Genomic DNA, 12428 nt, shown 5'->3' on the forward strand with positions numbered 1-12428 from the left:
GCGCTACGAATAATCGAAGATAAGAATACTAATGACTTAGCGTGGGTTGCTTGGCATAAGCCTGCGGGCCCAGCAGGCTTTCCAAGGCCCGCAGGCGACTTTCCAGCGCGGCCGTACTTGCCTGGGCCTGGGCGTTCAGATGGCGGTTGGCGGCTTCCAGACGCAGGTTGGCCGCTTTCAATGCCTCTACCTCTCGGATCAGGGCCTGAATAGCAATCAGGTTTACCCCGTCGAAGTCGGCCTGGTTGATGCTGGTCGGGCTGCCACTGCGACCTACGCCGTCGTGGCCGAAGGCGGCGTAGAAGTCCTGGGCCATGGGGCCGTAGTGGCGCATGGTGTCGGCACTCTGGCCTTTGTAGTTCCAGGAGCCCAGGCGCATCCGGCTGATCTTTTGCAGAAACGCGGCCCCGTCGGCCAGCCGGACATGCTCCTTGCGGGTAGAGTCCGATACCGTTTCCCAGGCATTGCCCCCGGCAGCCACTTTCACACCGGTAGTCAGGCCGGTGTTGGTGTAAAGAAAATAGCCGTTGACAAAGCGGGCGTTAAAGGTGTTGGTGGTCGTAGCGGTCAGGTAATTGTACGTTGTAAGGCCCGTATTGGCATCGTATACAGCGCCTGTTACGCTGTTGTCAGCAAATACGAACGAACCCCGGCGGGCACCGGTATGGGCGTAGTAGCCTAAAGCCACGGATGTGTAACCCGTGGCTACATTTCCCTCCCCTATAGCCACCGAAGAGGTTTGGGCAGCGGAACTGCCGTTTCCGAGGGCAACACCGTAGTCGCCTGAGGCGCGGTTGTTATAGCCTATAGCCACTGAATGAAGGCCAATATTGGCCCCGTCCCACTGAGTACCATTGACATACCCAGCTCGGAAGGCGGCTTTAGCCGGGTACCACAGCAGGCGGGCGCCGCTGCCTTCCTGGGGCGGATCGGCAGCGGTGTTGCCCACAAAGTTGCCAGTGGCCAATAAACCATGGTTACTGTGTACTTCGAGCCCGGCGTAGGACGTATTGTTATAGCTGTCGAGGGTGCGCAGAGTGCCCACGCCAACCTGGCCGTCTGAGTACACCCGCAGCCCGATAGTACCTACAGCATCAGTGCTGCTGTTCTGCCCAACGAGCACCTTATCAGCCAGATTCAGGTTCTGGGTAGCGGTGTGGTTGCCTAGGTTGTCGGCCCCGGTGGGCAGCGTCACGCTGTTGCCGTTGGTCAGGCTCAGGGTCTGGCCGCTCAGGGTTAGCTGTTGCGCGTCGGCGTCTACCGGCACGGTGGCCGTGCTCAGGTTGCCGTTGGCATCGGCCGTCACCATGCGGGTGCCGGTGCCGGCCAGTCCGGCCAGCCGCACGGTGCTGGTACTGCCGGCCACGTGCAGGGTGGCTCCGGGCGTGGCCGTCCCGATACCCACGCTTACCGCGTCGACGCCGGTGCCGCCCAGTGCCAGGGTATTGTTTTGCCCCACGCGGGCGTTGTAGCCCAAGGCCGTGGCGTTGGTCAGGCCTGCAGTGGCTGGCCCCGCCTGGTAGCCCACAAACGTGCCGAAGTTACCCGACCCGTTGTCGTAGCCCGCGTGGTAGCCCAGGGCCACGTTGTACGAGCCAGTGGAAGTATAGCCCGCGTTGTACCCGGCAAAGGTGTTGTTGACCCCGCTGACGTTGAGGTAGCCGGCCTGGTAGCCCATAAACTGGTTTTGGCTGCCGGTGCGGTTGCTGATGCCCGCCGCGTTGCCGCTGAAGTAGTTCAGGCTGCCGCTCGTGTTGTTGTAACCCGCCATATAGCCGGTGAACTGATTGCTATGGCCAGTCGTGTTGCTGTAGCCGGCCGTGTGGCCGCTGAAATAGTTGTAGTTGGCCGTGGTATTGCTGAAGCCGGCGCCCGCGCCGCTGAAGTAGTTGAAGAAGCCGGTAGTGTTGCTGTTGCCCGCCAAATAGCCGGTAAACTGGTTGAGGCTCCCGATGGTGTTCTTCTGCCCGGCTTGGTAGCCCGCAAAGTAGTTGGCCTCACCGGTCGTGTTCAGCTGTCCGGCTTGGTAGCCCACAAACTGATTGCGGATGCCCGTGCTACTGTTGCCGGCCTGATAGCCCAGCAGCAGGTTGTTGCCGGTGGTGTTCTGGCCCAGGTTCAGCCCCCCGTCGGCCCGGATGCCCACGCCCACGGCCGTGCCCACGTCGGCGCCCGTGCCGGTGAGGGCCTGGGTGGCAACGTGGTTGCCCAGGTTGTCGGCTACGTTGGTTTTATCAGGCAGGTATAGCCACTTGCCCGTGCCGGTGCTGCCGACGGCGCCGGTGGCGTACCAGAAGCCTACGGAGTCGGTGGCCAGGGTAGCAGTACCGGTCTGAAAAACCATCAGCCCCTGGGGTGGGTTGAGAAGGGCCCGGCGCTGGGCCTGGGTCAGGCGCGGAATCAGCAGGCCCTTGTCGTTGGCCGGCGCGGTAATTTCCAGGGCGGCCTGGCTGCTGGGGGCAGTAGTACCGATGCCTACTTGGGCCCAGGCCGCCCCGCTGGCAAGGCCAAGCGCGGCCAGGAGCAGCAAGAAACGGGACGGGCAAACAGAAAAAGCAGATAAACGTGCAGTCATATCGGGCGTAAAAGCAGAATAAAGGGCCTTGATTAAGCCCGTAAAGCTACTTTTACCTTGAGCGCAGCCCTAGTAAATTTCTGCCAATTTGCTTTTGCGCCAGGCTTGTTTGTTTGCTTGAATCCGGCTGTTTCAGGTAGTGGCCGGGCGCAACAGTTCGCTGGCCCGCTGGCCATAGTGCCGGTAAAACACCCGGGCAAAATAGTCGGTATCCTCGAAGCCCACGGCAAAAGCAGCTTCGGCCACGGTGGCCGCTTCTCCGGAGAGCAGCAGCTCCCGGGCGCGGTCGAGGCGGAGCAGGCGCAGATAGGTGGCCGGCGTGAGGCCCGTGAGTTCCTTGCACTTGCGGTAGAGCGTCCGCTCACTGAGCCCGATGAGCTTGGTGGCGCTGGCAATGGTGATAAATGGGTTGGCCATAATCTGGCCCGCGACCTGCCGGAACTGGCGCAGCAGCAGCAGCTCCTCGTCGGAATACTCCCGGCCCTGGGTAGAAAGCAGCAGCAGTGAAGACGAATCCTTACGGGCTTTGGCAGGCATCGGCAGAAGGAAAATACGTGGCCGCAAAGCTCGCCGGGCCTGGTGGGGAGGACTAGTAAATTTCTGCCAATCCCGCCTTAGCAGGGAGTAGCAGCCCGCCTACGCTTAATTTCTACTCCTTCTCCGCTAAAACAGCTTGGCTCTTCCCCGGTGCAGGCCACCGTAAAGCACGACCAGCATCGGAGAAGAGCCAAGGGGAAAGGCCGGCGTGGTCGGTTACTTGCTTTCTGCGGGCGCGGCAACCTCGCAGTTATCGGGTTTCAGGTCGGCGTTTTTCTTTTTGTAGGTCGACTCGGTTACTTCCGTAAAGACCATTTTCACGGTCATCAGCCGGGTTTTTACGTCGCCCTGGATGTAGTAAACCTTGCCAGCCTCCAGGTTCAGGTCGAACTTGTCCTGGTCGGGGATGTTGAGCCCCCCGGCTACGGAGGTGAAGGCCGTTTCGCCGGGTTTGAGCTTGGCCACGAAATAGCGCTTGTTGCTGAGGCGGCACAGCTCGGCCCCGTTAGCGCGCACGGTAAAGTTGACGCCGGCCTGGGCCAGCATGGGCGGGCGGTAAAACACCACGGTGGCCATATCGGGCGTGGGTTCGGGCAGGGCGCCCTGGGCATAGCTGGCACTGGCGGCGGCCAGCAGCAGGCCTGTGCAAAGAAGGTAACGCATACAGGGGTAAAAGGGAGAAGGGTTGGTAGATGAGCTCAAGGTACAGAGTCAGGGGGAAGGTGCAAAGGTTGCCTGGCCGCAGAGGCCCCCGAATAATTCTGGTGGGGTTCCGGCTAAGTACTTAGGGCGCTACGGCGTGAGGCCGCTCGCCCGGGGGCGCGCGGAAGCCCGCAAAAACTCCTTTCTTGCTAAACTTTTTGGCCGCCGTTTGCCTTCTGTCTTTTTGCCCCTGTCTTTCCCTCCTATACCGCTATGGCTAAAGTAAAAACCCTCTTTTTCTGCCAGAACTGCGGCGCCCAGAGTGCCAAATGGATTGGCCGCTGCCCCAGCTGTGGGGAGTGGAACACTTACGTGGAAGAGGTCATCGAAAAAGCCGATACGGCCACGGCCAATACGGCCTGGAAAGCCTCCACCACCGTGGGCAGCTCGCCCACGAAAGCGGCTAAGCCCAAGCCCCTGGGCGAAATCCTCTACGAAGAAGAGTCGCGCCTCGACACCCACGACGGGGAGCTGAACCGCGTGCTGGGCGGGGGCCTTGTGCCCGGCTCTTTGGTGCTCATAGGAGGTGAGCCCGGCATCGGCAAAAGCACGCTCATGCTCCAGATTGCCATGCACCTGGGCCGGCTGAAGGTGCTGTACGTGAGCGGGGAGGAAAGTGAGCAGCAGATTAAGATGCGGGCCGAGCGGTTGGGCCAGCAGCACGCGGGGCTCTACATTCTCACCGAAACGGGCACGCAGAACATCTTCCGCCAGATCGACCAGCTCCAGCCCAACGTGGTCATTATCGACTCCATCCAGACCCTGCACTCCTCGCTGGTAGAAGCCGGGGCGGGCTCGGTGAGCCAGGTACGGGAGTGTACCCAGGAACTGCTCAAGTACGCCAAGGAAACCGGGGTGCCCGTGCTGCTCATCGGCCACATCACTAAGGATGGCTCTATTGCCGGACCCAAAATTCTGGAGCACATGGTCGACACAGTGCTGCAGTTCGAGGGCGACCGGCACCTGACCTACCGCATCCTGCGCACCATCAAAAACCGCTTTGGCTCCACCTCCGAGTTGGGCATCTACGAAATGCAGGGCTCGGGGCTGCGGCAGGTGAGCAACCCCTCCGAAATCCTGCTCAGCCAGCGCACCGAAACGCTCAGCGGCATTGCCATCGGGGCTACGCTGGAAGGCAACCGCCCCCTGCTGGTGGAAGTGCAGGCCCTCGTGACGCCCGCCACCTACGGCACGCCCCAGCGCTCGGCCACGGGCTTCGACGCCAAGCGCCTGCAGATGCTGCTGGCCGTGCTCGAAAAGCGCAGCGGCCTGCGCCTGGGCCAGCACGACGTGTTCCTGAACATTGCCGGCGGCCTGCGCCTCGACGACCCCGCCCTGGACCTGGCCGTGTGCGCCGCCGTGGTGAGCAGCCTGAACGATATTCCGCTGGCGGGCGAAATCTGCCTGGCGGCGGAAGTGGGACTTAGCGGAGAAATCCGGGCGGTGAGCCGGCTGGACCAGCGCCTGAGTGAGGCCGAGAAGCTGGGCTTTGCGGAAATGTACATCTCCCAGTTCAACGCCCGCGGCCTGGACCTGAGCCGCTACGGCATCCGGGTGCACCCCTCCGGCCGCCTCGACGAAGTGCTGTCGGGTTTGTTTGGCTAAGCGGGCTAAATTCGGCCCTGGAGCGGTGGGTTACGAAAAAATTATGTCCTTGGATTGGACTTTCTGAACCTGAATGCCGTATCTTCGGTATAGCAATTGACTTTTCCCGCGAAAAGGGGTGGAAAAGTTGGGTTGCTTTCAGGTGCCGAAAGTAGCCGTGCGCCGTGCTTGCTCCGTGTAAAATCCTCCGATACTGCTTTTTCGATGACTTCAGTTTTCCGCCTGACTGCTAGTTGCCTTGTGGCGGCGCTGCTGAGCCCGGTGCTTGGCTGGGCCCAGGGTACCGTGGTGCTGACTGGCAAAATCAGCAACCGCACCAGCGACTCTATTGCCGTAGCAGTGCGCGAAAATCCCCTCGAAGCTCACGAACAGCTTACCTACGCTCGCGTCAACGACAAAGGAGAGTTTCGGCTGGCCGTGCCGGTAAGCGGCCCCACGAAAGCCGACCTGGTGTACGGCGACGACGCCACCCAGCTGTTTGTGGAGCCCGGCAACACGTTGGATATCCGGTTTAAGGGTTCCGATCTGGTGGGCACGGTGAAGTTTAAGGGCACGGGCGCCGAGGCCAATACCTTTCTGGCTGAGATGGACGAGCGGTTCGTGGAAAACGACGGTTTTCAGGTGCTGCCTGACAATATCATGCTTTACGAGCCCGGCTTCCTTGATTTTCTGGACTACCGCCGCAAGCACGAGCTGAAATTCCTCGAAGAAAACCAGGAAAGCCTGACGCCTACTTTCCGCAACTACATTAAGGCGGAAATTGACTACACCTACGCCAACGACCGGCTCACCTTTCAGGACCTGCGCGAGCAGGTAGTAGCCACCGAGCCCCGTCTGAAAATGACCCCGACGTTCTACGACTTCCTCAACGACGAGAAGCTCGTGAACAACCCCTCGGCCATTGGCAACGAAACGTATCAGGAATTCCTGCTCAACTACATTCACTACCAGGCCGTTATTCAGAATCACCGCCGCACCGACCCGGATTTTTTCCAGGTGTGCTACGAGCTGGCCAAGACCAAGCTCAGCGGCCCCATTCGTCCTTTGGTGATGGGCCGCGTGATGCAGGAGTCGTTCCGGTTTGGCCATGTGAAGGTGTCGCAGGCCATGCTCAGCGACTTTGTTGCCATTGAAGGCGCCAAGAAGTACGCGCCCGCCCTGCAGGCAGATTTCGACGCGCACAAGGCCTTTTCCATCGGTGCGCTGGCTCCCGATTTCAAGCTTGTGGCTGTGAATGGAGATTCGGTTTCCCTGCGCAGCTTCGCTGGCAAGCTGGTCTACCTCAACTTCTGGAAAAGCACCAGCGGCCTTTGCCTGCGCGACCTGCCCTACGCCGCCGATCTGGCCAAGAAATTCGACGGCAAAAACATTGTTTTCCTGAACATTGCCCTGGACGAAAACGAGCCGGCCTGGAAACAGCTGGTTATCAGCAAAAAGCTGCCCGGGGTGCATGCCCGCGCCGTGGGGGGACTGCGCTCGGCCCTGGCCAAAGCCTACGCCCTCGACAACGTGCCGGCCTATTTCCTGCTGGCCGAGGATGGTACCTTCCTCAATACTAAGCCCAAGCGCCTGAGCAGCCACGCCGCCGTGGATGAAATCAAGGATTCGTTTGGCAAAGCCGCGCTATATACCAGCACGGCTGAAATCAAAAAGTAGCCTTTAGGGTTTTAGCTTGGCCGCCGCCTCCCGGAACCCCGGGAGGCGGCGGTGTTTACAGCGGGTCCGTAGCGGCTGGCTGGGTTTCCTTGCCGACCTTTACCCCTCAGATGGCTTCCTTACTTACCGATTCGCTCAACTTTCTTTCTAAAGCCACGCCGCGCCGCCTTTGGAACGCCGCGCAGGTGACGGGCGGCTATTTGCTAAGCAAGGCTACGGGCAAAGCCCGGCACTGGGGCCTGCCCGTGGCGCTGTCGTTTGAGCCCACCACCAGCTGCAACCTGCGCTGCCCGGAGTGCCCCAGTGGACTGCGCTCTTTCACGCGCCCCACCGGCATGCTGCCCGACGAGCTGTTCCGGCAGACGATTGATGAGGTAGCTTCGCGGCTGTGGTATCTGATTTTCTACTTCCAGGGGGAACCCTACCTGCACCCCAACTTCCTGGACCTGGTACAGTACGCCTCGAAAAAGGGCATCTACACCGCAACCAGCACCAACGCCCATTATCTCAACGATAAAAACGCCCGGCGCACCGTAGAGTCAGGGCTCGATAGGCTGATTATTTCCCTCGATGGCACCACCCAAGAAGTGTACCAGCAGTACCGCGTGGGCGGCAAGCTCGATAAAGTACTGGAGGGCACCCGCAACCTCATCAAGTGGCGGCGGGAATTGAAGTCGCAGACGCCGCGGGTGGTGTTTCAGTTTCTGGTGGTGCGCCCCAACGAGCACCAGATGGCCGAGGCGAAGCAACTGGCCCGGGAGCTGGGCGTGGATGACGTGTGGTTTAAAACGGCTCAGATCTACGACTACCAGCAAGGCTCCCCGCTGATTCCGACCATCGATTACTACTCGCGCTACCAGAACAACCAGGACGGCACTTGGAGCATCAAGAACCGCCTGCTCAACCACTGCTGGAAGATGTGGCACTCCTGCGTGGTCACCTGGGACGGACTGGTAGTGCCCTGCTGCTTCGATAAAGACGCTGAGTACCGCCTCGGCGACCTGAAAACGCAAACCTTCCGCCAGCTCTGGCACGGCCCCAAGTACCGCCAGTTCCGCGCCTCCCTCCTCAAAGGCCGCGACCAGATAGACATGTGCCGCAACTGCACGGAGGGTACCAAGGTGTGGGGGTGATGAAGAACGAGGAATACAGAATTGGCCGTCCGGACGCTAAGTAAGCGGTCCGGAACGGCCAATTCTGTATTCTTCTTTATCAATTACTAATTACCTACTTGTGGCTTTTATGCAGGTTTTTGCCGAGGTCTTCTACCTGCTTCAGAAAGTCAAGCGCGTCGGAGTCGCCGTAAGTGCCGTAGGCCGAGGAAATGGTGCCGCGTACTCCGTCGCTGGTTTCCAGTGCGTACAGAATCGACATATCATCGGGGTCCGATTCGCCCTCAAAGCGGTAGAAATCAACGATGGTCACCTGCTCCGGGCCGTAGGTCTTGCTGGACTCCGTGCTGATGGTGCACAGGCGGCCACCTTTCACCTGAAAGTCCTGGGTGAAGCCATCGGCGGATAGTTTCTTCTCAACGTTGATGAGGGAGCGTTCTTCTTCTTTGTCTTGCATGGCGAAAGGGGCGTTGGATGTGGGAGAGAGTCGGGAGTAGAGGAGGCGCTAAAAAGACCTGCCCCCGTCCCGGCTATACGAGGCCAGGACGGGGGCAGGTTGTCGGAAATTAAAGCGGAGTTAAGACGCTAGCCTACGGGCTGCCTGCTTGCGGCGGCTTCGATGGTCCGCTGCAGCCGGTCTACATCAATGGTAGAGCAGGCTCCGCAGCCTTTGGCGCAACCGGCCGCGCTTTTGGTGAAGAAGGCGCGCCAGAAAATGCGGCCTACATAAAACGCTGCTCCCGCGAAAAGCAAGGCAATGATGAGGTATTGAATCCACATGATGGGTACAAAACTACGAAGCAGGCGTTTTCGTTTTCCGGTGCTGGATTTTTCTTGTCGGTCAGCTACAGCGCCAAGCCAGACACCAGGGCAGCAGGCCGCGGCCTACGACCAGAACTCACCGATAACTTGCTGCATTTCGGCGTGCACGGCGGTGTTGGAAGCCAGCACCTCACGCCCGAACACCGGGTCGCCGTCGTGCAAAAACTGCGTGACGTGGCCGCCTGCTTCCCGCACCAGCAGAATGCCGGCCGCTACGTCGTAGGAGTTGATGTTGAACTCAAAATAGCCATCGAAGCGGCCCGCGGCTACCCAGGCCAGGTCTACGGCGGCCGAGCCCACACGGCGGATGCCATTGGTGCGGCGCATAAACTCCTTCAGGATTGGCAGATAGGTATCGACGCGGGCAAAGTTGCTGTAGGGGAAACCCGTGGCGATAAGGGAAGAGTTTAGCTCGGCCGTGCCCGATACGTGAATGCGCTGCTCGTTGCAGAACGCCCCGCCGCCGCGCACGGCCCGGAAGCACTCGTCCTGGTTTACTTCGTACACCACGCCCACTACCAGCTCATTGCCCTGCAGCAGGGCTATGCTCACGGAGTAGCAGGGCAGGCCGTGAATGAAGTTGGTGGTGCCATCCAGCGGGTCGATAATCCAGGTAAACTCCTCGGCCCGGCTGGGGGCACCGGCGGTACCTTCCTCCGTGATAAAGCCGGCCTGGGGCAGCAGCTCCCGCAGCCCCGCCACCAGCAGCTTCTCCGACTCCTGGTCCACGTACGATACCATGTCGTGCAGGCCCTTGTGCTCCACGCGGCTGCGGTCGAAACGGGCCGCCTCCTGGCGAATAAACTGACCGGCCCGGCGAGCTACCTCGGCGGTTTCGAGGCTGAGTTGAATGAAGTCCATCGTTAGGGTTATTTGTTATTAAGGCGTCATGCCAAGCGTAGCTGAGGCATCTCGCGTGCTGATGTGTTGTGATGGTAATTACCACACTAGCGAGATGCTTCGGCTTCGCTCAGCATGACGTTCTTTTTACGCAGGAATGTATGAGCCGCGAGCCACGCCAGCAGCAACACTGCCAGCACTTGGCAGGCAGGGCCAATCAGCTCCCCGTAGCGCACGTAGAACGTTTCTTCGGTATTGAGGCGCACGGTGGCCCGGCTGACGGTTTGTACCCACCAGCCGGTGCGCTGGATGATTTCACCTTTCTGGTTGATGAAGCCCGAAATGCCGGTGTTGGCGGAGCGGGCTATGTCGCGGCGGGTTTCGATGGCGCGCAGGGTAGCATACTGCAGGTGCTGCTGGTGCCCCGGCGAGTCGCTCCACCAGCCGTCGTTGGTGATGATGCCAATCAGGGAAGCTCCTTTGCGGACGTAGTCGCGCACGAAGTCGCCGTAGATGGATTCGTAGCAGATAACCGGGGCCACGCGCAGGGCTGGCGTCTTGGTTTGGTACACCGTGCGCTCGGGCTGGGAGCCCAAGCCCCCGGCCGTGCCGCCCAGGTCAATAACGAAAGCCGACAGCCACGGCGGCACGCCCTCCACGCCCGGCACCAGCCGCGACTTATGGTAGAACTCGGGGGCACCTACTGGCCCCGCCAGGTGCACGGCCGTATTGAAGATGTCGTAGTACCCCAGGTCTTCGCGGAAGCGGGCCGTGGGGCTGGCCTCTTCTTTGGTAGGGTAGCGGCCCACGCTGGTTAGGCCCGTGATGAGCTCTACGCCGGGGTGCTGCCCCAGCCATTGCCGGATGCGCTGGATCTTGGGGTTGCTGTCGAAGGAGTCCTCAAAGTAGATTTCGTCCAGCGACGTTTCCGGCCACAGAATCAGCTTAGTCTGGGGCGTTAGATTTTGCTCACTTAGCGTGAGTAAGCGCGTGAGTTGCTCATCGAAGGAAATGAACTTGCTGCCACTGGCAAACTTCTCGTTGAAAGGGTCGACGTTGGGCTGGATGGCCAGGATTTCGGCCGTATTCCCCTTCTCTTGGTAGGTGCTGCCTATCAGGTAAGAAGCGCCAATGGGCAGTAGCGCCGCCAAAGTAGGCCAAACCCAGGGGAGCCGGCGGCGGGCCGTAGAGGCCGTGCCCCCTGCTGCCGCCGAACGGTGCTGCAGGCCGAACCAGGCCCCAAACACGAGGATATTCACCAGCCAGATCCACACGGAGCCGCCCAGGAAACCGGTGTACTCGTACCATTGCACCCACTGGTTGGCCTTGGCAAACCCGTTGCCCAGCGTGAGCCAGGGCCAGGTCAGAAACCAGTGCAGGTGCAGCTGCTCGAAGGCAATCCAGTAAATGGGGAGAGAAATATATCCCGCCGTAGCGCCCAGACGCTTTTTGGTGTGGTAGAACGCCATGAGCGGCGCGCTCATCATCAGAGCATTGCACACCACGGCTGTGATGCCCCCGCCCAAGGTGCTGTAGCTCACCCAATACGTGGTGAACAGGTTCCACAACAGCAGGAGCAGGTAGGAATAGCGCCATACCTTCCAGCCGCTAGCCCCGCGCTCCGTGAGCAGCTGCTCCAGGCGCAGGTAGGGCACCCAGCCTACCAGCAGCAATAGGGCCAGCGGCGCCGGGTGCACGGGCCAGCCGGCCCATAACAGAAAGCCGCCCAGCCAGGCCAGCAGAAACGGCAGGCCCACGGCCAGCTTGCTTTTGGGTAAGGCGGGGGCCGCCGGCATAAGCGTAGAATTAGTCGTCGGCACGGTGGTCTTCTTTGATACGTTCTTCTTTGCGGCCCTGCACTACCAGCACGATTTCGCCTTTGATGGCCGCGCGGGCCGCGAAGTTGGCAGCCAGCTCGGCTAGAGGCGCCGTCACGGTTTCTTCGAACAGCTTGGTCAGCTCCCGGCTCACGGAGGCCGGCCGCTCGGGGCCCAGCACGTCGGCCAGCTGCTCCAGGGTTTTCACAATGCGGTGGGGAGACTCGTAGAAAATCATGGTGCGGGTTTCCTGGGCCAGCTCCCGCAGGCGCGTCTGGCGGCCTTTCTTCACTGGCAGAAAGCCTTCGAATGTAAACCGCTCGGCCCCGAAGCCCGATTTCAGCAAGGCGGGCACCAGAGCGGTGGGGCCAGGTAAGCATTCCACCTTCAGGCCGCGGGCCAGGCACTCCCGCACCAACAGGAAGCCAGGGTCAGAAATTCCGGGGGTGCCAGCGTCTGAAACCAAGGCCATGGTTTCGCCTTTTTCCAGCCGTTCGAGCAGGCGCTGTACCTGCTGGTGCTCGTTGTGCAGGTGGTAGCTAAGCATAGGCTTCTTCAAGCCCAGGTGCTGCATAAGGCGGCCGCTGGTGCGCGTGTCCTCGGCCAGCACGGTATCTACCTCGCCAAGTACTCGAATAGCCCGCAGCGTAATGTCCTCTAAGTTGCCGATGGGGGTGGGCACTAGGTAAAGCAGGGTGGGAGCGGGAGTTTCAGCCATAGCCACAAAGGTAGACCACAGATGCTGACGGATGCAGGAACGGA

11 protein-coding genes are annotated in these 12428 nt (G+C 60.6%); 3 read left to right on the forward strand and 8 right to left on the reverse strand.

From position 1 onward, the window contains the following. Window positions 1-28 precede the first annotated feature (28 nt). The 3 genes from HER32_RS10525 to HER32_RS10535 all read right to left on the reverse strand — a co-directional run bounded on the left by HER32_RS10525 (window position 29) and on the right by HER32_RS10535 (window position 3775). Window positions 29-2575, reverse strand: coding sequence for a tail fiber domain-containing protein (locus tag HER32_RS10525; protein WP_168681841.1), 2547 nt, complete (start codon window positions 2573-2575; stop codon window positions 29-31). 132 nt (window positions 2576-2707) lie between these two features. Further along, window positions 2708-3112: a helix-turn-helix domain-containing protein gene (locus tag HER32_RS10530; protein WP_168681842.1), complete on the reverse strand. Its 405-nt coding sequence runs from the start codon at window positions 3110-3112 to the stop codon at window positions 2708-2710. Window positions 3113-3328: 216 nt separating this feature from the next. Further along, a complete protein-coding gene (locus HER32_RS10535) occupies window positions 3329-3775 on the reverse strand; it encodes a DUF2846 domain-containing protein (protein ID WP_149070247.1) in 447 nt (148 codons plus the stop codon). A gap of 252 nt (window positions 3776-4027) precedes the next feature. Here HER32_RS10535 and radA point away from each other — a divergent pair, with 252 nt between their 5' ends. From radA to HER32_RS10550, 3 genes are all read left to right on the forward strand, one after another. After that, window positions 4028-5419 (forward strand): DNA repair protein RadA, encoded by a 1392-nt coding sequence (radA, locus tag HER32_RS10540; RefSeq protein WP_168681843.1) that lies wholly within the window; start codon window positions 4028-4030, stop codon window positions 5417-5419. Window positions 5420-5623: 204 nt separating this feature from the next. After that, entirely contained in the window at window positions 5624-7075 is a 1452-nt protein-coding gene (locus HER32_RS10545; RefSeq protein WP_149070243.1) for a TlpA family protein disulfide reductase, read from the forward strand. A gap of 110 nt (window positions 7076-7185) precedes the next feature. Continuing rightward, window positions 7186-8208 (forward strand): SPASM domain-containing protein, encoded by a 1023-nt coding sequence (locus HER32_RS10550; protein ID WP_149070242.1) that lies wholly within the window; start codon window positions 7186-7188, stop codon window positions 8206-8208. 94 nt (window positions 8209-8302) lie between these two features. Here the strand turns inward: HER32_RS10550 and HER32_RS10555 are convergent, their stop codons facing one another. From HER32_RS10555 to rsmI, 5 genes are all read right to left on the reverse strand, one after another. After that, window positions 8303-8644, reverse strand: a complete 342-nt coding sequence (locus HER32_RS10555; protein WP_149070241.1) for a hypothetical protein — start codon at window positions 8642-8644, stop codon at window positions 8303-8305. 128 nt (window positions 8645-8772) lie between these two features. Continuing rightward, the gene (locus tag HER32_RS10560) at window positions 8773-8967 is read right to left on the reverse strand and encodes a FeoB-associated Cys-rich membrane protein (protein ID WP_168681844.1); all 195 of its coding nucleotides are present in this window, start codon (window positions 8965-8967) and stop codon (window positions 8773-8775) included. 105 nt (window positions 8968-9072) lie between these two features. Next, window positions 9073-9870: an inositol monophosphatase family protein gene (locus tag HER32_RS10565; RefSeq protein WP_168681845.1), complete on the reverse strand. Its 798-nt coding sequence runs from the start codon at window positions 9868-9870 to the stop codon at window positions 9073-9075. Window positions 9871-9956: 86 nt separating this feature from the next. After that, complete coding sequence (gene lnt, locus HER32_RS10570; RefSeq protein WP_168681846.1) at window positions 9957-11645, reverse strand: apolipoprotein N-acyltransferase; 1689 nt, start codon at window positions 11643-11645, stop codon at window positions 9957-9959. Between the two features lie 10 nt (window positions 11646-11655). After that, window positions 11656-12384 carry a 16S rRNA (cytidine(1402)-2'-O)-methyltransferase gene (gene rsmI, locus HER32_RS10575; RefSeq protein ID WP_168681847.1) on the reverse strand — a complete coding sequence of 243 codons (729 nt, stop codon included), beginning with the start codon at window positions 12382-12384 and terminating at the stop codon, window positions 11656-11658. Window positions 12385-12428: the final 44 nt, after the last annotated feature.

The organism is Hymenobacter sp. BT18, assembly GCF_012273015.1.
In the GTDB taxonomy this organism is placed as follows: Bacteria; Bacteroidota; Bacteroidia; order Cytophagales; family Hymenobacteraceae; genus Hymenobacter; species Hymenobacter lutimineralis.